The 22,019-nt window shown below is 71.5% G+C and carries 17 protein-coding genes; 8 read left to right on the plus strand and 9 right to left on the minus strand.

Annotated features, from left to right (window positions below; translation table 11 throughout):
- Nucleotides 1-8: 8 nt before the first annotated feature.
- The 3 genes from ABZ374_RS11485 to ABZ374_RS11495 form a co-directional block, all read right to left on the minus strand.
- Nucleotides 9-2,471, minus strand: coding sequence for a serine/threonine-protein kinase (locus ABZ374_RS11485; RefSeq protein WP_360309519.1), 2,463 nt, complete (start codon nucleotides 2,469-2,471; stop codon nucleotides 9-11).
- A gap of 159 nt (nucleotides 2,472-2,630) precedes the next feature.
- Complete coding sequence (locus ABZ374_RS11490) at nucleotides 2,631-3,788, minus strand: acyl-CoA dehydrogenase family protein (protein WP_360309521.1); 1,158 nt, start codon at nucleotides 3,786-3,788, stop codon at nucleotides 2,631-2,633.
- On the minus strand, nucleotides 3,788-4,885 hold the full coding sequence (locus ABZ374_RS11495; RefSeq protein WP_360309523.1) for an acyl-CoA dehydrogenase family protein: 1,098 nt from the start codon (nucleotides 4,883-4,885) through the stop codon (nucleotides 3,788-3,790). The genes ABZ374_RS11490 and ABZ374_RS11495 overlap by 1 nt, the downstream gene beginning before the upstream one ends.
- 211 nt (nucleotides 4,886-5,096) lie before the next feature.
- Between ABZ374_RS11495 and ABZ374_RS11500 the strand changes: the two genes are divergently transcribed.
- The 3 genes from ABZ374_RS11500 to ABZ374_RS11510 all read left to right on the plus strand — a co-directional run bounded on the left by ABZ374_RS11500 (nucleotide 5,097) and on the right by ABZ374_RS11510 (nucleotide 7,663).
- Entirely contained in the window at nucleotides 5,097-6,167 is a 1,071-nt protein-coding gene (locus tag ABZ374_RS11500; RefSeq protein ID WP_360309525.1) for a hypothetical protein, read from the plus strand.
- A gap of 406 nt (nucleotides 6,168-6,573) precedes the next feature.
- Nucleotides 6,574-7,008, plus strand: coding sequence for an ATP-binding protein (locus ABZ374_RS11505; RefSeq protein ID WP_360309527.1), 435 nt, complete (start codon nucleotides 6,574-6,576; stop codon nucleotides 7,006-7,008).
- A 418-nt stretch (nucleotides 7,009-7,426) separates the two neighbouring features.
- Nucleotides 7,427-7,663 (plus strand): DUF397 domain-containing protein, encoded by a 237-nt coding sequence (locus tag ABZ374_RS11510; RefSeq protein ID WP_360309529.1) that lies wholly within the window; start codon nucleotides 7,427-7,429, stop codon nucleotides 7,661-7,663.
- Between the two features lie 51 nt (nucleotides 7,664-7,714).
- On the opposite strand, the gene ABZ374_RS11515 is transcribed toward ABZ374_RS11510, so the two are convergent.
- Complete coding sequence (locus ABZ374_RS11515) at nucleotides 7,715-8,581, minus strand: helix-turn-helix transcriptional regulator (RefSeq protein ID WP_360309531.1); 867 nt, start codon at nucleotides 8,579-8,581, stop codon at nucleotides 7,715-7,717.
- A gap of 485 nt (nucleotides 8,582-9,066) precedes the next feature.
- Between ABZ374_RS11515 and ABZ374_RS11520 the strand changes: the two genes are divergently transcribed.
- Nucleotides 9,067-10,464: an SWIM zinc finger family protein gene (locus ABZ374_RS11520; protein WP_360309533.1), complete on the plus strand. Its 1,398-nt coding sequence runs from the start codon at nucleotides 9,067-9,069 to the stop codon at nucleotides 10,462-10,464.
- On the plus strand, nucleotides 10,461-13,256 hold the full coding sequence (locus ABZ374_RS11525) for a DUF6493 family protein (RefSeq protein WP_360309535.1): 2,796 nt from the start codon (nucleotides 10,461-10,463) through the stop codon (nucleotides 13,254-13,256). Before ABZ374_RS11520 ends, ABZ374_RS11525 begins: the two co-directional genes overlap by 4 nt.
- A gap of 63 nt (nucleotides 13,257-13,319) precedes the next feature.
- On the opposite strand, the gene ABZ374_RS11530 is transcribed toward ABZ374_RS11525, so the two are convergent.
- Entirely contained in the window at nucleotides 13,320-13,991 is a 672-nt protein-coding gene (locus tag ABZ374_RS11530; RefSeq protein WP_360309537.1) for an O-methyltransferase, read from the minus strand.
- Nucleotides 13,992-13,994: 3 nt separating this feature from the next.
- Nucleotides 13,995-14,867, minus strand: coding sequence for an arylamine N-acetyltransferase (locus tag ABZ374_RS11535; protein ID WP_360309539.1), 873 nt, complete (start codon nucleotides 14,865-14,867; stop codon nucleotides 13,995-13,997).
- Nucleotides 14,868-15,034: 167 nt separating this feature from the next.
- On the opposite strand from ABZ374_RS11535, the gene ABZ374_RS11540 reads away from it, so the two are divergent.
- A complete protein-coding gene (locus tag ABZ374_RS11540) occupies nucleotides 15,035-15,460 on the plus strand; it encodes an ankyrin repeat domain-containing protein (RefSeq protein ID WP_360309541.1) in 426 nt (141 codons plus the stop codon).
- 77 nt (nucleotides 15,461-15,537) lie between these two features.
- Complete coding sequence (locus tag ABZ374_RS11545) at nucleotides 15,538-16,206, plus strand: hypothetical protein (RefSeq protein ID WP_360309543.1); 669 nt, start codon at nucleotides 15,538-15,540, stop codon at nucleotides 16,204-16,206.
- 22 nt (nucleotides 16,207-16,228) lie between these two features.
- On the opposite strand, the gene ABZ374_RS11550 is transcribed toward ABZ374_RS11545, so the two are convergent.
- From ABZ374_RS11550 to ABZ374_RS11560, 3 genes are all read right to left on the minus strand, one after another.
- Complete coding sequence (locus ABZ374_RS11550; protein WP_360309545.1) at nucleotides 16,229-17,596, minus strand: pitrilysin family protein; 1,368 nt, start codon at nucleotides 17,594-17,596, stop codon at nucleotides 16,229-16,231.
- Nucleotides 17,593-18,930 carry a pitrilysin family protein gene (locus tag ABZ374_RS11555; protein WP_360309547.1) on the minus strand — a complete coding sequence of 446 codons (1,338 nt, stop codon included), beginning with the start codon at nucleotides 18,928-18,930 and terminating at the stop codon, nucleotides 17,593-17,595. Before ABZ374_RS11555 ends, ABZ374_RS11550 begins: the two co-directional genes overlap by 4 nt.
- A 184-nt stretch (nucleotides 18,931-19,114) precedes the next feature.
- Nucleotides 19,115-19,543 (minus strand): SRPBCC family protein, encoded by a 429-nt coding sequence (locus ABZ374_RS11560; RefSeq protein ID WP_360309549.1) that lies wholly within the window; start codon nucleotides 19,541-19,543, stop codon nucleotides 19,115-19,117.
- A gap of 182 nt (nucleotides 19,544-19,725) precedes the next feature.
- Here ABZ374_RS11560 and ABZ374_RS11565 point away from each other — a divergent pair, with 182 nt between their 5' ends.
- Nucleotides 19,726-21,960 carry an ATP-dependent RecD-like DNA helicase gene (locus tag ABZ374_RS11565; RefSeq protein WP_360309601.1) on the plus strand — a complete coding sequence of 745 codons (2,235 nt, stop codon included), beginning with the start codon at nucleotides 19,726-19,728 and terminating at the stop codon, nucleotides 21,958-21,960.
- Nucleotides 21,961-22,019: the final 59 nt, after the last annotated feature.

A 22,019-nucleotide genomic window follows, 5' to 3' on the forward strand; every position in this document is an offset into this window, starting at 1 on the left:
GGGCCGCGTCAACCCGGCGATACGCCGAACTCCCGAGCCACGATCGGATTCGCCGCCGCCGCCGCGGCCAGCGGATCGGCGCCGGCCAGGGTCTGCTTGGCCAACTCGGCCAGCGGGCGCTCGGACCAGCCGGGGGCGACCGGATACGCCCGCCCGCCCACCGGCAACGCGGCGATCGAGGCCGGGATCATCGGATTGTCCGGCGGCACCGCCCGGTCCAACCCGGTGCGCACCGGGACCAGTCGGCCCTCGGTCGCGATCCGCGAACGCCAACGCTCGGTGGCGATCAGCGCCAACAGGTCCATCGCGGCTTCCTTGAACAGGCTCCCCGCCGACACCGCGAGCACCGTGCCGCGCACTCCGACGGCGGCCGGCTTGCCCGCCGTCCGGCCCGGGATCGCGAACGCGCCCAACACCGCGCGCAGCGCCGGATTCGTCGCCACCACCGCGTCGTACAGCGCCGAATCGGCGATCACCGACGCGACGTTGCCCTTGGTCACCCGGGTGGTGATCGCCGGGTCGTCGTTGGCCACGCCGACCGCGTCCGGCGCGTACGACTGGAGGTGGCGGAAGAACCTGGCCCCCTCGACCGAGCCGGGCAGGTCGAGCGTGCCGCGCCACGCGTCGCCCTCCTGGACCGCGATCGTGCCGTCGTCCTCCCACACGCACGAGGCCAGGATCGGCCACGCGCCGCCGGGCACGTACAGCGCGCGATAGTCGGCGTTGCTCGCATTGGCCAGACGCAACTTCTCCAGGTCCGCGACCCAGGTCACCCGGTCGCTGGGCACCCCCACCTGGGCGGCCTGGAACAGCCCCTTGTCGTACAGCACCACCGGCACGTTCGCCGCCAGCGGCAGCGCCATGATCCGGCCGGCGGAGGTGACCGAGGCGCGCACGGCGGGGAACCACGTGGTGGTGTCGAACCGGCTCTGATGCGGCGTCAGGTCCATGATCAGGTCGGCCGCCTTGAACCGGGCCACGGAGAGCAGGTCCAATTCGAACACGTCGGGCCCGCGACCCGCGCGCAACGCCTGCTCCAGCGCCTGGGTGTAACCGGCTTTGGACTGGAGCCGGCTGCCCAGCCGGACCCCGGAACCGCTCTTCCCGAACTCCAGGCCCAGGTCGCCGAGCAGCGCGGCGGGCACCAGGTTCTCGGTGGTCCAGACGGTGAGTTCCTGGACCGAGGCGGGCCTGCTCGGGCCGGTCGACGCGGTCGGGCTCGGCGGCGGTACCGGCGCCTTCGGCTTCGGCCCGGCCTTGGGCGAGTCGCCGCCCCGGCTCAGCGCCACGGCCGCGCCCACGCCGCCGAGCACCGCGGCGCCGGCGGCGACCGCCAGGAAGCCGCGCCGGGACTTGGCCCGGGCGCCGGACCGACGTGCGCGGGAGGGGGATTCGGCGCGCGCGGCCGGCGTGGCGGGCCCGGGTGCGGCCGGCGGTTCCACCGGGGTTGCGGCCTCGGGAGCCGGGGCCGGGGCCGGGGCCGAGTCGGGTTCGGCGTCGGCCGCCGGCGCCGACGCGGGCGTGCTGCCCGGCGGCGGCGCCGGGACGGTGCCCGGCGCGTACGGCTCACTGCCCGGCATCGGCTCCGGCGGCTCCCACGGATTGGCCACCCGCTCGGCCACCCACGCGGCGCCGGCCGCCGGCAGCCAGGTCGGCCCCGGGGTGCCCGCGGCGACCCGGACCACCTCCTCCGGCGCGGGTCGGTGCGCGGGGTCCTTGACCAGGCACGCGGCGATCAGGGTGCGCAACGACGCGGGCACGTCGCCGAGTTCGGGATCGCCCTCGGCGACCCGATCGGCGACCGAACCCACCCCGCCCCGGTCGAACGGGCCGCCGCCGGTCGCGGCGAACGTCAGTACGGACCCGAGCGAGAACACGTCGGCGGCCGGACCCACCGGCAGATCCCGCACCTGCTCCGGCGAACGGAAACCGGGGGAGTCGAGCACGGTGCCGATCACCACGCCGTCGGCGGTCACCGACGAGCCGGCCGACCCGTGCGCGATCCCCAGCCCGGGCAACCACGGCCCGTCCGTGCCGAGCAGCACCGAAGCCGGATCGAGCCGGCCATGCTGCAACCCGACCGCGTGCAACCCACCCAGGGCGGTCGCCAGTCGACCGGCGAGCACCCGCAACGAATGACCGGGCAACGGGCCGTGCCGGCGCACCGTCTCCTCCAGGGTCGGGCCCGGGAGGTGGGTGGTGGCGTACCAGAGCTGACGTCCGGTGGTGTCCGCGTCCAGGATCATCGCCGTACCCAGGCCGGGCAACCGCCGCGCGGCGTCCACCTCTTCGCCGAAACGGGCCCGGAAGGCGGGATCACGCCCGAGGTCGGCCCGGATCACCCGCACGACGACGGGCGTGTCGTCGGGCGCGGCCCCCAGATAGGTCCGAGCCGTGGTCCCTTCGCCGAGCCGGCCCACCAATCGGTAGGCACCAACGCTCGAAGGGTCCTCGTCGTGCAGCGGCCGCATGGCAGAAACTCCGTTTCGCTCACCGGTGTGAACGGTGCCGAAGTCTGCCATGAAGCGACCCGCGCCCCGGCCACCCGTTCGGCCGCCCGCCATCCGAGTCGGTCGGCCGAGCCCGTCATATCGGTGGAGCCCGGACACCACACCGCCGGCGGGCCACGATTACCGTGCCCGGGGCAGCCCCAATCGATGTTCGGCGATGTTGTTGCGCTGGATCTCGCTGGTCCCGCCGTAGATCGTGGTCACCGGGGCGTCCCGCGCGGCGTGGTCGACGAACCACGCGTCCCCGGGCTCGCCGAGCAGGCCCTCGGGCCCGGCCATGTCCAGGCACGCCTCGGCGGCGCGGTTGTACGCCTCGCTCGCGAACAACTTCGCGATCGAGCCCTCGGTGGTCGGCAACCCGCCCGCACTGGCGATCAGCGCCGGCCGCAGCGCCAACAGCGCGGTGATCTCGTTGTCGATCGCGATCCGGGCCAGCCGCTTGCGCACCGCGGTGTCGTCCATCGCCCCGGTCTCGGCCGCCCACCGGGTGAACCGCCGCAGCAGCGACACCCCCTGGTTCATGTTGCCGAACACCCCGCGCTCGTACGCCAGCGCCACCTTCATCACCCCCCACCCGCCGTCGACCTCGCCCAGCCGCCAACGATCGGGCACCCGAACGTCGGTGAAGTAGGTGATGTTGGTACGGTCTCCGCCCATCGTCTCGACCGGCTGGAAGGAGATGCCCGGCAGATCCATCGGCACCAGGAACATGGTCAGCCCCCGATGCTTGGCCACCTCCGGGTCGGTGCGAGTCAGCAGGATCACGTAACCGGCCTCGTGCACGAGCGTGGTGAACATCTTCTGCCCGTTGACCAGCCACACCGGCTCGTCCTCCGGATGGCCCAGCACCCGCTCCGCGCGAGTGGCCGCCGCGGCCACGTCCGAGCCCGAGCCCGGCTCGCTGTAGCCCAGCGCCGCGATCGCCTCGCCGCGGTGGAACCGGGGCAACACCTCGGCCAGATGGAACGCGCTGCCGATCTGCTCGACGATGCCCGCCACCAGCATCGTGTTGGCAAGCCCGAAGAACGGCGCGTCGGCCAGTCCCAGTTCGTCGAACAGGACGTACAACTCCAACGGATCACGGCCGGTGCTGCGCCCGGGCCCGGCCATGCCCTCGGCGATCACCCCGGTCGCGGCGAGCGCGCGATGGAACTCCCAGTCGTGGAACGTGCCGGTGCGCCGAGCCCGTTCGACCATGTCCTCGGTCAGGTGCGCCGCGACGAACTCCCGGATCCAGCGCCGGAACTCCTCCACCGACTCCTTCGGTCGAAAGTCCATCAGATGCTCCCCACAGGTCCGAAGAGGTCGTCGGCCAACCGCTGGTACTCCTCGTCCGGGTCGCCCAGGACCAGTGGCCAACCCCGGGCGCGGCGGAAGTAGAGCTGGATGTCGTATTCCAGGGTCACCCCGTAGCCGCCGTGGAAGTGCACCGCGCGATACGTCGTGGCGCGGGCCGCCTCGGTCGCCGCCAGGTAGGCCATCACCGCGAGTCGGCCGGCCTCCGCCGGATCGCCCTCGTCGGCACCCCACGCGGCCCGCGCGGTCAGCAGCCGGATCCCGTCCAGCGGCCCGACCAGATCGGCCAACCCCTGCTGGACCGCCTGGAACGCACCGATCGGCTTGCCGAACTGCTCACGCTCCAGCGTGTACGCCACCGCCAGCTCCAACGCCCGCTCGGCCAACCCGACCAGCGTGGCCGCCGTATACAACTGCCACTCGCGCCGCAACGCCGCGAAGCGCCGCGCCGCCTCCTCGCCGGTGGCCAGCACGACCCGACCACCCAGGTCGTCGCGCACGTAGCGGTCGGCGAGCGGCGCGCACGCGTGGTTGACCGGCGCGGTCATCGGGGGCTCGCCGCGCACGGCGACCAACTCGTCCTCGTCCAGGGCCACCACGACGTGCGCGACCGCGCCGCCGGGCACCAGGCGGGCCAGTCCGTCCACGGCCGGTCGCAGTGCGGGCGCCGCGATCACGGTGCCCTCGGCCGCCTTGGCACCCCAGGGGGTGTCGACCAGCAGCGGGGACGCGGCCAGGTGCCCGCTCAGCGGCACCGGCGCCAAGACCCGCCCGGCCTCGTGCAGCAACAGGATCAGGTGTGATCGGCCGGCTCCGCCGCCACCGACCCGTTCGGGCAGCGCCATCCCGGGCGCACCCATCGCCGCCAGCCGGCGCCACAGGTCCGCCGCGAATCCGAGCGGCTCGGCCGCGCGCACCGCGGAAATGGGGCATCGGTCCGTGAAGAACTGCGAAAAGACGGCCCGTACCGCCTTTTGATCTTCCGTCGGTTCAAGATCCACCGGCGACCTCCGTTCACACCTCGCCGCTCGCACGAGCCGGCGGGCGCAAAGGTAGCCCCTGGTGGTGGACCGATCCATGGCATCGGCCGCCGGGGCGAGCGATGTGCCGGAGATCTCGATCCCGTGACATTACTTGCCGGTAGCTGACTGGCGGGTTGCTCTTTGCGAAGATCGGCTGCCCGAGTGACAAACAACGAGAACAGGTGCTTTCCGCCGTGCGGGTCCGGGGTGATCGCGGCGATCACCCATACGATCCGAGGAATAACGGAAAGCGAAGGGAGAACCCGCTGTGCGTGCATACCGCCACGTGGCGCTGGTGCTGATCGCCCTGCTGGGTGCGGCCCTGATCATCTTCCCGCTGGCCGCCGGCCTGCCGAAGAAGACGCAGGCTGTCGACAATCTGACCAATGACTTCCGCCCGGCCTTCACCCCGGCCGCGATCGCGCAGAGCCGGACCGATCTGGTCACGATGAACGAGATGCTCGCCCAGCTCCAGGCGGAGACACTGCCGGGCCTGGCGAAGCAGGCCGGGATCGAGACGCCGGCGCTGATCAACCTGATGGGCGTGACCGCCCCCGAGGTGGGCAAGGGCCTCAAGGAACTGCCCACGATCATGCCCCGGTTCAACAAGCTCGCGGGCACCATGGACGCGCAGGCCGCGAACTTCCGCCAGGCCGACGCAATTCCGACGGCCGACGCCCCCAATACGGCGGTCACCTATCTCTACCTGATCCCGGGCATCGTGTTGCTCGTGGTCGGCGCGGGCGGCCTGCTGTTCTCCTTGGTCGGCAACCGGGTCGTGGTGAGCACGGTGTGTCTGGCGCTGGCCGCCGTGGTCGGGCTGGGCATGGTGATCGGCACCTTCGCCACCGGGGTGATCGGCAAGACCAAGGCGTCCGAGAAGATGTTCACCGCCTTCCGCCCGACCTTCACCGACGCCGGATACGCGCAGGCGCACAACGACCTGGACACGCTGGGCAAGATGGCGGCCGGGATGAAGACCAAGTCGCTGCCGTCGATGGCCGCGCTGCTGCGCAAGCCGCTGCCGCAGTTCACCGCCGAGTTGTCCACCCAGTACCCCAAGGTCGGCAAGGGGCTGGTCGAGACGGACCGCATCCTGGCCAAGTTCAACGCCCTGGTGGAGAACATCGGCGCGAACGTCGACACCTTCAAGGACGCGGACAGCATTCCGGACGAGGAGACCGAGGTCTCGGTCATGCCGTGGCTGCTGCTCGGTCCGGGTCTGGCGGTCTTCCTGCTCGCCGGTGCGGCCCTGGTGATTCAGTTCACAGGGCGCGGGAGCGGCTCGGCCGACGCGACCCGGCAGGCCCCCCGACAGCCGTCGGGTGCCTCGGCCTGACCGCTCGAACGTGCACGGTCGGCAGCCGGCCGACCACGGTGCGCGTAGCTTGTCCGGATTATTCCCGAGGTATGGCCAAAAGAAGGAAAAGACCGGTTCCCTGATATGTCCGGGATCCGGACGTAAAGCGAACCTTGATCGATCGAAATGCACGTGCATCGGCGTGGTGCAGACGCAGAAATCGTCGATGCACGTGCATCCGGTCTTGCAGTTGGGGTCGGCATCCTCATAATGAAGTGTGTGCATGTGCACGCGCATGTGCATGGACGCTCTGTGAGGCGAGTCCTCTGGCGGCGTTCCCAACAGGCCGGGGACCAGTACCCGCTCGGAGGCACGGATGACCGTCGCGAGTCCCACAGGGTTCCGGACGTCGACGTTTCAGTGGATGGAGCCTCTGGCCGGGGATATGGGCCCAACATCCGATATCGCGATACAAGCCCTCGCCGCCCGCCGTGAGTCGGTCAAGGCCGCTCGGGACTTCACCCAGTCGGTGCTCGCCGGTTGGGGGGCCGCATGCCTGGAGGACGACCTCGCGCTGGTCGTGTCCGAGCTCGTCACCAACGCGCTGTGTCACGGTCTCGGCGCCGGCCGCGACGATGCCGCCGATGTCGCGCACAACATCCAACTCGCGCTGTTGCGCAAGGGGGAGCGGGTGATGTGCGCGGTTCAGGATCCCGGTGAGAGTCTCCCGGAGACCCAGGCCGGCGGTGAGGACGAGGAATCCGGTCGGGGTCTGTATCTGGTCGGCTGTTTCAGTGATTCGTGGGGCTGGTTCCCACTGGACGGTATGGGCCGACGCACCGGAAAGGTCGTCTGGGCGATGTTCGAGATACCGGCCTGACACACACGTTCTGCAGTCTTCGGAACGCATTGCGTTCCATGCCGACGTTGCAGGTTTGTGGAGAGTTCTAATTCACATTCGGGAGCGGCAACCGAATTAAGGTGTGAAGCGTTTACCCGTCGATCCTTCGACGGGTTTTCTGCATTCTTACGCCCGTTTCGTCCCCCGCCTCTTAAGCAGCTTTTACGGTTCCTTTGAAACCTTGAGGAATGCCTGAGCCCTCCCGTGTGAGTGAAGTCGGGCTGCGCTATCATCACCGTTGTACGCTGCATATGCATGGTCAGATGCACGTGCATGCGTAAGTCGGACCGGTTCTGGAAGAAATTGCGACGGACCGGGACGAAGGAACGACACGTGCCGCAACCGGGGGCGGGCGACCGCCGTCGGGTCGCTCGGCGAGAGGTCCAGGAGAAGCGTCATGCAGGCAACGCACAACGGGGTATCGGCGACCGCGCTCGACGGGGTCACCTGGCAGAAGAGTCGCCGGAGCAACTCGCAGGGCAATTGCGTCGAAATGGCGGCGTTGCCGAACGGCGACGTCGCGGTCCGCAATTCGCGTCACCCCGACGGACCGGCGCTGATCTATACGCGCGCCGAGATCGAGGCGCTCATCCTCGGGGCCAAGGACGGGGACTTCGACAACCTGCTCGCGTGAAAGCCCGCCCGGGACGCTCCGCCCGGGTGGGTCCACACACGTCGATCCGGGTCAGTTCTCCTTCAGGATCCGCTGTAGCAGATCCACACTCTTGTCGGGCGGCATGCCGTCCACGCTCAACCGGTCCATGACCTCGGTGTACGCGTCGACCTCGTCGCGTTTGTCCAGATAGAGCGCGCTCGTGAGCTGTTCCAGGTAGACCACGTCCGGCAGGTCGCTCTCCGGGAACCGCAACAACAGGAACGGGCCGCCCTCGGCCGCGTGCGCACCGAACCGGAACGGCATGATCTGGATCGTGACATTGGGCAGGGCGGCCATTTCGATCAGGTGCCGGACCTGATCGCGCATCACGTCCCGACCGCCGATCGGGCGCCGCAGGGCCGCCTCGTCCAGCACGACCCACAACCTGGGCGGCTTGTCGCGGTAAAGGATCGACTGCCGCTGCATCCGCAGCCCCACCCGGCGGTCCACCTCGGCCGCCGACGCGGAGGGCTGACCGGCGATCACCACGGCCCGTGCGTAGTCCGGGGTCTGGAGCAGGCCGGGCACGAACTGCACCTCGTAGGTGCGGATCACCGACGCGGCCTCCTCCAGGCCCACGTAGACCTGGAACCAACTCGGCAGGATGTCGTTGTAGTTGTGCCACCAGCCCTGGGCGTTGGCCTCCGCCGCGAGGCCGAGCAGCGCCGCGCGCTCGGTCTCGTCGCCCACTCCGTACATCGTGAGGAGGTCAGCCACGTCGCGCTCCTTGAAGCTGACGCGCCCCAGTTCCATTCGGCTGATCTTGGATTCGGAGGCACGGATCTCGTAACCGGCCTCCTCCCGCGTAATCCCCTTCGCTTCGCGCAGGCGGCGAAGCTGGGAACCGAGGAGAATACGGCGAACCGTCGAGCCGCTCCCCGGCTGCGTTGCGGGCATCTGCTACCTCCGGCTGAATGGACCAGCGCATAGTATGCCGGCGCGTTGCCACGCGTCCTCGGATCATGGTTACAACAGCACTCTCTTGACGATGTGCCACCACCCACCCGAGTCGTCCATGTGCCGCAGTTCCGCGGCTCATGTTCGGACCCCGGGCCCCAGCCGCCCATGCTCGCACAGGTGATACCACCTAATCGATGCCGCGGCACCGCGAATCCCCCTCTACTATCGGGTAATCCGGATGTTTCCGACGAACGAACGAGTCGATCGGTACGCTGCGCGCGCAATCCGTGACTCGTGTCGTATCCACTGCCGTACGAGTGCGCCGCGGCGGCCCCGCGCCGGGTCGCCCGCCCGCGCGCCGAGGTTCCCGAATCGGCCACGAAAGAACCGCGCAGGCCCACCCGTTAGGGTCGGCGGACCGGCCGAACCGGGGCCGGCGGGGCCGACTACCGCTGTCGGACGGGGTGTCTACCGTTTTCCGCATGTCCTCCCCGGTGCACTCCTTCACCTATCTGCGGTCCTCCACGCTCGCCGCCGTCGACGGCGAACGCTCGCTCGGGCTGCAAACCTGCGGCGGCCTCGGTTCGCACGGCCTGACCCCCTTCCCGCGCTTCTTCGACGGCTTCCTGACCGCGCCCGAGGCGGCGGCGGGCGGACTGCTCGCGGTCGCCGACGTCGCGGCGGCGCGCTACTACCAACCGATGCGGCCGGGTCTGCTCGATCCGGTGGTGACCGGCAACGGCGACCGGCTGCGCTTCGAGTCGTTCTCCGCGTGTTGCGGCGTGCACGCCCGGCTGGACGTGCTGCCGGCCGGCATCGACGGCGAGATGTTCGGCACCGGCACCACCAACGTGGACGTCAACGCGCCGCTGCGCGAGGCGTTGGCCAAGGTCGGCGGCGCCGATCCGCTGCACCTGGCGGTCGGACCCGACGATGTGACCGTCACCACCTTCGACGGGCCGGTCGTGGAGAAGAAGGTCCCGCTGCCCGAGCGCTGGCTGCGCGGATTCGCCGAAGTCCAGGTGATCTCGGCCGGGTTCGACCTGCGCGCCGAACTCGCGGCGGGCGAGGCGGTGCGGTTCGTGCGCGCGCTGCCCCGGGGCGCCCGGCAGCCGCTGTGGGCGGTTCCGGCCGGGCGTTCGCTGCGGCTGACCGCCCGTCCGCTGCCGGGCGCGGTGTGCCTGCCGGGGCCGGACCGACTCCAGGCGCTGACCCGGTTGTTGCGACACGCGCTGGCGTTGCGCGTCTACGGGCCCGCCGTGCACGCGCGCAGCAGCGCGGTGTCCTCCGCGTGGGAGATCGAACTGCCGGGCATGCGACTGACCCTGACCCTGTCCCCGGACCCGGCTCGGGGCTTCTCCGGCGAGGGTGCGGTGCTCACCGGCCTGGCCGCCGACTCCGGCGCCGCGGACGCCGACCTGATCTCGGCCCTGCTGGCCTGGGAACCCCGGGTCGAGGTGGGCGAGTTGGCCGCCCGCTCGGGACTCGCCGCGGACCGGGTGCGGGCCGCGCTGGTCCGGCTGGGCACCGGCGGTCGGATCGGTTACGACGTCGCCGAGGCGGCCTACTACCACCGCGAACTCCCCTACGACACCGGCAGCGTGGAGCGGATGAACCCGCGCCTGCGGGACGCGCACGCCCTGGTGGCCGCAGGAGCGGTGACGCTGACCGGGACCGGCGAGAGCGCCACCGTGCGCAGCGGCGAGAACACCTACGGCCTGCGGCTCGCCGGAGCGGGGAGCTGCACGTGCCAGTGGTGGGCCGAGTACCGGGGCGGGCGCGGGCCCTGCAAGCATCTGCTCGCCACGCAGATCGTGCGCGGCCGGGCCGCCGGCGACCCGACCACGACGGCCCCCGCAGCGCAGGAGGCGAACCGATGACCGGGACCGAACCGAACACCGGGAGCACGACCCCCGCCGGGACCCGGGCGCCGCTCACCTGGGCGCAGGTGCAGGCGGCCCTGCCCGACCAGGACGAACGGACCGAGGACCCGACGGCGATCATCGCCCTGTTCGCCGGCCGCACCGAGGCCGAACGCCGCAAGCTGCTGCCGGAGTACAAGGAGGCGATCCGCGCGCTCCGGGACACCCCGCGCGGCCTGCGCTCGTTGCGCTACGCCGGCATCGCGTGCCTGGGCGGGCCGGCCGGGATCGCCCAGTGGCTCTCCCGCGAGGACATGACCTGGCCCGGCCGAGGCGTCGGGGACGAACGCGCTGTTTACACGCTGCTCGCCCAGCGCAACCCGGCCTGGCTGCCGGAGATCGCGAACCGGCTCGCCGCGAAGATGCCGGTCGAACCCTGGGGCAACCACTGGGACGTGGTGGACGCGCTGGTGCGCGGCGGCGGCCTGCCCACGCCGACCACGGCCGGCTTCGTGGTGCGCTGGTTGGACAAGGTGGGGCGCGAGAGCATCGGGGAGGGGCACACGCTCGCCGAGCGGTTGCGCGAGGACCCCTACTTCGCCGATCTGCTGCCCGCCCTGTTCGAGGCCGACGGGGTCGGCGCACGCCTGGAGAGCCAGGATTCCTGGCAGCAGGCCGGACAGTCGCGCTGGGGCGCGGCACTGGCCGAACTCGCCGACGCGAAGGTGATCGAGCGGGACACCGTCCTGGACGGCTGCCTCTCCCGCCTGTTGCGCGGCGAACGCTTGGGCGCATCAAGGGCGTTCATACGTTTGCACGACGCGATGGCGCCCACCGACGACGAACTCGCCGCCCGCGTCGACTTCTACCTGCGCCTGCTCCCGGACGCACCCTCGCCGGTGGCCGGGACCGCCCAGGAGGTGCTGCGTCGACTGGACGCGGCGGGCCGACTCGACGCGGAACGACTCGCCGAGGCGAGCCGGGCGGTGTTGTTCCGGAGCGAGAAGAAGCTGGTCCGCGGCCAACTCGTCTGGCTCGGCCAGGCGATCAAGCGTCACCCCGAGCACGCGGGCACCCTGCTGGCCGGTGCCTGCACCGCGTTCGGCTCGACCGCCGTCGACCTCCAGGAGCGCGCGCTGATCCTGATCGCCAAGCACGTCGGCAAGCTGCCCGCGGATCAGGCCGCCCTCGTGTACGACGAGGTGCGCGCACAACTGCCGCTGCTGGGCGAGGCACTGCGCCCGGACGCGGCGGCGCTGATCGGCGAGAGCGTGGTCGCCGAGCCGGATCCGCTGCCGCTGCTCGCGCCGCCGCCGGTGCGCGAACTGCCGCCGCCGATCGGCTCGCTCGACGAACTCGTCGAGGAACTCGCGGTGTTGTTCGCCGGCACCGCCAACCCGTGGGTGAACCCGCGCGGCCGGGCCACCGATCCGCTCGCGGTGGAGCGGATCGTCTCCGCGATGTTGCGCGAACATGCCCGCGACCGCGAGGCGTTGCACACCGCGCTGCTGCCGCTCACCGAACGGCACGCACACATCATCGAGCAGCACTGGTTCATCCATCAGGTGCAGGGCGCGGTCGGCGCGCTGGTGGCCGCCGCCACCGGCTACGGCGGCTCCCGAACGGGCTGGTTCCGCAGCCTGTTCGGCAAGGGCACCGAGGCTTCCGACCACGACCTGATCCCCGGATCCAAGGTCGACGTGGACCGACTCGAACCCGCGCAGCGCTTCCTGCTCGCGCGCCTGTACGAGGTGGGCACCCGGCTGCGGGTGCCGTACAGCGGCCCGCACCTGGCCGAGATCGCCGACGCGACCGGCTTCGTGGACCCCCGGGCCCTCGTGGCGGGCCTGGAACAGTGGGAGGCGTCCGAGCACACCCCGTGGCGTCGCGACGTCGACCAGGCGCTGCTGCGGCTGCCCGCCGACATCGACCCCGACCTGATCGCCCGGGCCGGCCGGCTCACCTCGCCCGCCGGGCGGCGGGTGGCCGCGGTGCTGGCCGCGGGCGGGCCGCCGGCCGGAGTCGTCGGGCGCCGGCGCTTCGACCGGATCCACCGCGAGTTCTCCTACCGGGACCGGACCTGGGCGCACTCCGACGGCCCGCTGGCCACGGTCGTCCCCGGCGACCGCGAACTGCTGCCCAAGAGCGCGTCGGTCCTGTACGACCTGGCCGACGCGGGGGCCGCCGCGCGCGGGGCCGGTTGGTCCGAGAACACCGAGCCGGACATGCACTGCTGGCCGCTGCTGCTGCCCCGGGATCGGGACACGATCGCCGCGCACCTGGCGATCCGTACCCAGCGCGGGATCGACGGGAGTTCTCGAGGCGCGGAGATCCTGCCCGCCCTGGCCGAGTCGCACGGCCCGCTCGGTCCGGGCATGTCGCTCGCGCTGGCCTACGCGCTCGGCGCCCGGGCGGCCGAGGACCGCGCCGCCGCGGTGGACGCCCTGGTGACCCTGGCGGCCCGGGGCGACGCGTGGGACACCGCGGCGCTGGGCCGCGACATCGGCGAGGCGGTGCGGACCCGGGGCCTGAAGACCACCCGGGTGGTCGCCTCGTTGCGGGACGCGGCCCGGGCGGGCGCGGGAGCGGCGGTGTGGGGCGTGCTGAGCGGCTTCCTGCCCGATCTGCTCGCGGGGACGAAGAGCACCGGCCTCGCGGACGCCCTTTCGGTGGCCGCGGAGACCGCCGCGGCCGGCGGCGGGCCGGCCGGGGCGATCCGGGGGCTGGACGAGCTGGCCGACCGGAAGGGCGCCTCCCGGGCGGTCACCGAGGCCAAACGCCTGCGCCGGATCCTGGCCGACCGCGGCTGAGTGGGCAGGGCAGGTCGAGCGGCCGGGCCGGACGGGTCACCACGACTCGTCCGGCCCGGCGGATCACAGTTCGTCCAGCTCCTTCACCCGGGCCAGGGTGATGCCGTCCGCGACCGGAAGCATCACCGGCTCGACCCTCGGGTCCGCCTTGACGTGGGCGTTGAACGCGGCCACCGCCTCCGGCGTCGGGTCGCCGTTCGGCTTGAGGACCAGACCGCCGTAGAGCACGTTGTCGACGATCAGCAGACCGTTCGGACGCATCCGGGGGATCAGCGCCTCCCAGTAGGAGATGTAGCCGTCCTTGTTCGCGTCCAGGAACACCAGGTCGATGTGCGGGTGCGAGGGCAGCGCGTCCAGCGTCTCCAGCGCCGGGGCGATCCGCAGGTCGATCCGGTCCGCCACACCCGCCTCGCGCCACGCCTCGCGGGCGATCGCGGTCCACTCTTCGGACACGTCGCAACACAGCAGCCGGCCGCCCTCGGCCAGGCCCTTGGCGATGCACAGCGCCGAATAGCCGGTGAAAGTGCCGACCTCGACCGCGACCTTGGGCCGGATCACGCCCGACAGCAGGGTCAACAGCGCGCCCTGCTCGGCCGGCACCTGCAATCCGGCGAACCGGCCCATTCGCCGGGTGCGTTCGATCACCTCGCGCTGGACCGCGTCCGGTGCGAGCGAGTGGTCCAGCACGTAGTCGTACAGCTCGGCGGTGACCTGCACCTGCTTGTCGAAGGACATGGCTCAGCTCTCCTCGGGTCGCGTGGCGGATTCGGGGGGCCGGGAGGTTTCGCGGCGCCCGGATGACTGGGACGGCTCGGGGAAGGCGGTGTCCCAGGGCAGCAGCAACCCGAAGTCGCGGACCAGGAGCCGAAGCACCTCGTGGTCGTCCGCCAACTCGCGTTCCTCCCGGGACCCGTTGCTGTGCACCACGGTCAACCGCCGGTCGTCGATGTACGCCCGCCGATGCGGACCGCTGCACTGCACGCGCAGCGTATTGCGGAACGGCGAGCGCGGATTCGTCGCCACGTACCAGTTGGCCACCTCGAAGTCGACCGTCTCGCGGCGCTCCAGGGTGAACGCGTACACGGTGAACCAGCCGTCCTCGCCGTAGACGGTCTGCAACAGCCACAGGTCGTCCTCGCGCACCAGGCGGAAGCGCCAGGCCCCCTGCGGGCTGGCCACGCCCGGCAGCAGCGGCAGCGGCTCCAGCAGGCCGCCGCTGCCGAAGCCGACGTCGGCGATGTAGGGGTGCGCCTCGCCGGGCACCTCGACCGCGAGCAGCATGTGCGTCATCGGGCGGATCGCGTCCGAGCCCATCCGCACCCGCGCGGCCAGCCGGGTGACCCCGAAGCCCAGTGCCTCCAGCACGCCGGCGAAGAGCAGGTTGTGTTCGAAGCAGTAGCCGCCCCGGCCCTGGCGGACCAGCTTGTCCTCCAGGTCGGCCGGCTCCAGCGAGGGCACTCCGCCCAGGAGGACTTCGACATTCTCGAACGGGATGCCGACCACGTGCGCCAGATGCAGCGAACGCAGCGTGGCCCAGGTGGGTGCCCGCTCGCCCGACCAGCCGGTGCGGGCGAAGTAGGCGTCGAGGTCGAGGTGGTGCGGATGGCGCACGAGCCGTCTCCTTGGGATCCGGGGCCACGATCGCACCGATTCTCACACGCGCGCCGCGGCCGGCGGCGCCGCGGCCCCGGCGCGCCACCCGATAGGTTCGGATCCGGTCGGGTCGGGGTCGGCTCGACTGCCGGATCCGTACGTCGTCGCGTTCTCGGAGGTCGATCATGAGCGAGCAGCAGCCGGGGCAGCAGCCGGAACAGGGGTCCGCACCGGACGAGCAGGCGATCGCGGAGCTGGCCGGGCGGCTGTTCGAGGCCGCGCGCACCGGCGACGCCGAGACGCTCGGCCGCTACGTGGACGCCGGTCTGCCGGTGAACCTGGCCAACGACCGGGGCGACACGTTGCTGATGCTCGCCGCCTACCACGGACACGCCGACGCGGTCGGTGCGTTGCTCGCCCGCGGCGCGGACCCGGACCGGGCCAACGACCGCGGTCAGACCCCGCTCGCGGGCGCGGTGTTCAAGAACGAGCGCGCGGTGGTCGCGGCGCTCGTGGGTGCCGGTGCCGACCCGGACGCGGGCACGCCGAGCGCGCGTGAGGCGGCCCGGATGTTCGGCAAAGAGGACATGCTTTCGGCGACCGGTGGGTAACAAAGCTATGACCCTCCGTCAGTTCCCGCCTGCGCCAGGGACAACCGGGCGCGAGGGCTCCGGGGGAGGCGCAAACCATGTCCGATCAGCCCGCGATACCGCGTCTGGACCTGGACGGATTCCCCACGGGTGCGGGTCTGTTGCACCTGCGATCGGACCTGCCCGAGGCGCTCGACGGCACGTTTTCGCCGTGGTGCGATCGGCACCACGACGATCTGCTGCGGCTGCCCGGATTCCGGCGGGCCCGCCGCTTCGTGTTGTGCGGTGCGTTCGGCAACGGTGAGATCGAGGCCGGGCCGCCGGCGGCGCGCTACCTGACCGTCTACGACCTCGAGCACCTCGGGGTCCAGGCCGCCGCCGGCGGCGACCTGCACGACACCGCCGGCACCCCGCTGCCTCCCGAACTGAGCGGCGCGGTCACCTCGTTGCGGCTGGACTGCCGGGAGATCCGCCGCTGGCCCAACGTATCGGCGAGCCGGCTCTTCCCGGCCGGCGACAAGCTGCTGCACCTGACCGCGCACGGTTCGGGCGCGGCGATGGGGCGTTGGCTGCACGAGGAGGCCGTCGCCGAACTGCTGCGCGCGCCCGGGGCGGTGGGGTTGCGCTGGTTCGACGCGGGCGAGGGTCTGCATGTGGTCCTGTGCGAGGTGAGCGGCCCGATGTGGCCGCTCCCCCCGCACGTACCGGCGGACTTGGGCCCGGCGGTGTGGAGCGGATACCGGCAGGTCTACCTGGCCGGCGGGTGAAGTCGTCGAGCGGGCGACCGGGTCACACGTCGGAGAGCAGCACCTCGAAGTTCGCCGCCCGTAGGTCGGGGACGATGCGGTCGGCGTCGCCCTCGACGACCACGGCGAGTTCGTCGGGGCGCAGGTGCGTGTGCGCGGCGCGGTCGACCGCGTCCGGGTCGGTGGCCAGGATTTCCGCGTATTCGGCGGTGACGTGGTCGTCGGGGAGACCGTGCACGATCGCCTCGACCAGTCGGCCGCCGATGCCGCCGGGCGTTTGCAGGTTGATCGGCATGCTGCCGAGCGAGTGGGCGCGGGTGGCCGCGAGTTCCTCGGGCGTGACGCCGTCGGCGTGCATCCGGCGGATCTCGCCGATCGTGTCCACGACCGCGGCGGCGGTCACCTCGGTGTGCACGGACGCGGAGACCGTGAACGAGCCGGAGCGGCGGCCGTGGCCGAAGCTCGCGTGTGCGCCGTAGGTGTAGCCCCTGACCTCGCGCAGCAGGTGGTTGAGCCGCGAGCCGAAGGCGCCGCCCAGCACGTCGGCGAACAACTCGATCGGGATCAGGTCCGGGGTCGAGCGCGGCGGCGCGGTGTGCCCGATCCGCAACACCGACTGCACGGCGCCCGGACGGTCCACCACGATCACGCGCCCGGTCGAGGGGGCGCCGGCGAACTCGGCGAGGTTCGCCCGCGTCGCGGTGCCCGTCGCGCCCGCGAAGACGGTACGGCCCAGCGCGGCCAGGTCGATCGTGTCCAGGTCGCCGACCACCGCGAGGGTGCCCGGCGCGGTCATCCGGTCGGCGTGGAAGCCGCGGATCGCGTCGGCGTCCAGCGCGAGCGCGGTGTCGGGGGTGCCGCCGAGCAGCCCGCCGAGTCGGTTGTCCGGGCCGAACAGGGCGCGCCGGAAGGCGAGTCCGGCGCGGGTGCCGGGCTGGGCCCAGGAGGTCTTCAACGAGCGCACGTGGTCGGCGAGGAAACGCTCGACGTCACCGTCGGCGAAGGCCGGTCGCCGGACCGCCTCGGCGACCAGGGCCAGGCCCGCGTCGAGTCGATCGGCGGGCAGGTCCAGGCCGACCTCCTGGGTCTCCCAGCCGCAGGCCAGCCGCCAGTTCGCGCCCAGTGCCTCGATGGCGAGTCCGAAGGCGTCCGCGTCGCGGTCCAGGCTGCCCTCGTCGAGCAGCGAGCAGGTGATCCGGGCCAGGCCGTCCAGGCCCACCGGCTCGTGCAACGCGCCGCTTTCCATCACCAACTTGACCCAGGCCAGGCTGCGTCCGGGCACGTGCGCGCCGACCACCTCGCCGCCGCCCACCGTGACCCGGCGGACCTCGGGGAAGCGGTACGGGCGCGGGGCCGCGCCGGTGGGTCGCTCGGCGACCAGGGTGTGGCGGGTGGCGATGTGCTCGCTCATGCGGCGGCCTCCGGCTCGGTGGTGTCGATCTCGGCGTCGGCCTCGGCGGCTTGCGGGCGGAACTCCAGCACGATCCGGTTGTCCTGGTGCAGCAGGTCGCGGGCGACCCGGTGCACGTCCTCGACGGTGACCGCGAGCAACTCGTCGAGGTGGTCGCGGATCGACTCCGCGTCGCCGAAGCGGGTGGTGAACCGGCCGATCGCGTCGGCCCGGCCGGCGGCGGTGGCCACCTCGCGCAGCCATTCGCCGGACAACACCGCCCGGACCCGGTCGAGTTCGGCCTCGGTCACCCCCTCGCGCGCGACCTCGTCGCAGACCGCGACATAGGCGTCGAGCACCTCCCGCGCCTCGACGCCCTCGCTGGGCGCGCACGAGCCCATCAGCACCGACTCGAAGTGCAGGTGGTTCCACGCGGACAGGAACGCGCCGGACGCCTGGGCCAGATTGCGCGCGGTGACCAACTCCCGGTACAACCGGCTGCCCCGACCGCGCCCGACGGCGGTCGCCAACACACTCGCGGCGGCGGCGTCCGGGGTGCCGAAGCGCGGCGCGCGGTGGCACAGGAACAGGCGCGGCGCGGGCACGTCCCGATGGACCGTCAGATGCCGGCCGGCCCCGAAGCGCGGCGGCAGCGGCGCGGGGGTGGGCTGGGTGAAGGAGCCGCGCGGGGCGATGCCGCCGAAGTACTTCTCGGCCAACGCCACCACCTGCTCCGGCCGCACGTCGCCGACCACGGTGAGCACCGCGTTGTCCGGCGCGTACCAGGTCTCGTGGAATGCGGTGAAGTCGGCGAGTTCGGCGCCGTCCAACTCGGCCATCGAGCCGATCGTGGAGGTCGCGTAGGGGTGGCCCTCGGGGTAGGCGAGGACCATCATCTCCTCGCTCCAGGTCCCGTAGGGCACGTTGTCGTAGCGCTGCCGGCGCTCGTTCTTGACCACCTCGCGCTGGTTGTCCAGGGTCTCCTGGGTCAACCCGAGCGAGCCCATCCGGTCGGCCTCCAGCCACAGCGCCAGTTCCAACTGGCCCGAAGGCACCGTCTGGTAGTAGTTGGTGCGGTCCGGACTGGTCGAGGCGTTGATGCCGTCGCCGCCGCAGCCCTCGATCGCGGCGAAGTGGCCGCCCTTCTCCACGTGCGCCGAACCCTCGAACATGAGGTGCTCGAAGAGGTGGGCGAAGCCGTGCTTGCCCTCCACCTCGTGCCGTGACCCCACGTCGTACCAGAGGTTGACCGCGGCGAGCGGCACCGTGGCATCGGGGCAGACCACCACCCGCAGACCGTTGTCGAGCCTGGTCCGGTGCAGGGTCCACGGGAAGTGGGCGGAAGTTGACGGCACGTCAGGTCCCTCCGGGGGGTCGCGGCGCTCGACGATGGATCGCCATTGTTCCAGGCGAACGCGAGACGCGTGGGCGGACCCGGTACGCACGACGACCACCCGCCCGGGCAAGAACACCGGGTGGATGGTCGTCGTGTGGGGTGTCGCCGGGTGGGCGGCGACGGGTATGTGGGTGCCGAGGCGGTTACTTGACGAGTGCGGCGAACTTGGCCAGCGACTCGATCAGCGCTTCCTGGGTGGCCTTGGTGACCTTGCCGGCCATCATCTGCACCGCGCCGCCCTTGACCTCGGACTCGATCCGCAACACCGAACCGTCGCCGGCGGCCTCGACGATGAAGACCTCGGTCATGATGACGCCCATCGGGCCCTTGCCGTCGAGCGAGAGCGACTTGCCCGCCTCGACGTCCTTGATGGTCCACTTGATGTCCGCCGGGAAGCCCATCAGCTTCATCTTCTCGTCGTAGGTCACGCCGGCCTCGAGCTTCTCCGGCGCGCCGCCCGGGAACTCGACGTGCGGGACCATCCACTCGCCGAAGACGCTGTAGTCGGTCAGCTTGGCCCACACGGCCTCGGGGGCGGCAGCGATCTCGACCTGCTCGTTGATGACGGGCATGCGTGTGTCCTCACGGTTTTTGAGCTGCGGTGAACCTGCGGCTCGGAGCATGGAGTCCCCGGAACGTACCGCCGTTATGTGACACAGTCAATGGTGTCGACGAGCAAAAAGAGAACATGTTCTAGTTCTGCTGTCACTGCGGTTGGCTAGGGTCGGGCGGCATGACAGGCACGCTGCCGGGAATGCCGCCCGGCGCCGAAACCGGGGCCGGGGGAGGCGCCGTTCTGGAAGCCGTCCTGGAGCGCATCACCTACCAGAACGACGAGAACGGCTGGACCGTCGCCCGAGTGGACACCGGCCGACACGGCACCGAACTGCTCACCGTGGTCGGCGCGCTGCTGGGCGCCCAACCCGGCGAGTCGATCCGGATGCACGGTCGCTGGGGCAGCCACCCGCAGTTCGGCAAACAGTTCCAGGTGGAGTCGTTCAGCACCGTGCTGCCGGCCACCGTGCAGGGCATCCGGCGCTACCTGGGCTCGGGGCTGATCAAGGGCATCGGCCCCAAGACCGCCGACCGGATCGTCGAGCACTTCGGTGTGCGCTCGCTGGACGTGATCGACGAGGACGCCACCCGACTCATCCAGGTCCCGGGCCTGGGCCCCAAGCGCACCAAGCTGATCGCCGCCGCGTGGGAGGAACAGAAGGCGATCAAGGAGGTGATGGTCTTCCTCCAGGGCATCGGCATCTCCACGTCGCCGGCGGTGCGCATCTTCAAGGAATACGGCGACGCGTCGATCACCGTGGTGCGCACCGAGCCGTATCGGTTGGCCGCCGACGTGTGGGGGATCGGCTTCAAGACCGCCGACGCGATCGCCAAGGCCGTGGGGATACCGCACGACGCGCCGCAGCGGATCAAGGCCGGACTCCAGTACACGCTGTCCGAGGGCAGCGACAGCGGACACTGCTACCTGCCCGCCGAGGTCCTGGTGGCCGAGGCGGTCGAGATCCTGGAGGTGTCCTCCGAACTCGTGGTGACCTGCCTGAACGAACTGGTCGCCGAGGAGGGGGTGGTGTGCGAGGAACTGCCCGGCCCGGTCACCGTCTCGGGCACCCAGGGCGATCCGGTCCAGGCCGTCTACCTGGTGCCCTTCCATCGCGCCGAACTCTCCCTCGCCGGCCGGGTGCGTGCCCTGCTGGGCGCCCGGGAGGACCGACTGGCCGCGTTCGCCGAACTGGACTGGACCCGGGCCCTGGGCTGGCTGCGCGCCCGCACCGGCACCGCGCTGGCCCCCGAGCAGGAGCAGGCCGTACGACTGGCGCTGACCGCCAAGGTCGCGGTGCTCACCGGCGGCCCCGGCTGCGGCAAGAGCTTCACGGTGCGCTCCGTGGTGGAACTCGCCCGCGCGCGCGAGGCCAAGGTGATCCTGGCCGCGCCCACCGGCCGCGCGGCCAAGCGGCTCGCCGAGCTGACCGGCTGCGAGGCGGCCACCGTGCACCGCCTGCTCCAGCTCCAGCCCGGCGGCACCGCGGCCTACGACCAGGACAAGCCGCTGGACGCGGATCTGGTCGTCGTCGACGAGGCGTCGATGCTCGACCTGTTGTTGGCCAACAAGCTGATCAAGGCGATACCCGCGGGTGCCCATGTGCTCTTCGTCGGCGACGTGGACCAGTTGCCCAGCGTGGGCGCCGGCGAGGTGTTGCGCGACCTGCTCGCGGCCGAGCGGGTGCCCAGGGTGCGGCTGACCCAGATCTTCCGCCAGGCGCAACAGTCCGGCGTGGTCACCAACGCGCACCGGATCAACGCGGGCCGCCCGCCGATCACCGACGGCCTGAACGACTTCTTCCTCTTTCCCGCGGAGGAGACCGAGGACGCGGCCACCCTCACCGTCGACGTGGTCGCCCGCCGCATCCCGCGCAAATTCGGCCTGGACCCGCGCCGCGATATCCAGGTGCTGGCCCCGATGCACCGCGGCCCAGCCGGCGCCGGCGCGCTCAACCTGCTGCTTCAGCAGGCGCTCACACCCGGCCGCGAGGGACTGCCGGAGAAGCGCTTCGGCGGGCGCACCTTCCGGGTCGGCGACAAGGTCACCCAGATCCGCAACAACTACGACAAGGGCGCGAACGGCGTCTTCAACGGCACCGGCGGCGTGGTGATCGCGCTCTCTCCCGAAGAACAGAAGCTGGTCGTGCGCACCGAGGAGGACGAGGAGGTCGACTACGACTTCGCCGAACTCGACGAGCTCTCGCATGCGTACGCGGTCACCATCCACCGCTCGCAGGGCAGCGAGTATCCGGCCGTGGTGGTCCCGGTCACCACCGGTGCCTGGATGATGCTCCAGCGCAATCTGCTCTACACGGCGATCACCCGCGCCAAGCGCCTGGTGGTGCTGGTCGGTTCGCGGCGCGCGCTGGGCCAGGCGGTGCGCACCGTCTCGGCGGGCAAACGCTTCACCGGACTGGCGCACCGGCTCCGGTAGCCGGCCCGCGCCGGCCGGAGCACGCGAAACGCCGCCACCCGGTGGGTGACGGCGTTTCG

Source organism: Embleya sp. NPDC005971 (genome assembly GCF_040629175.1).
In the GTDB taxonomy this organism is placed as follows: domain Bacteria; phylum Actinomycetota; class Actinomycetes; order Streptomycetales; family Streptomycetaceae; genus Embleya.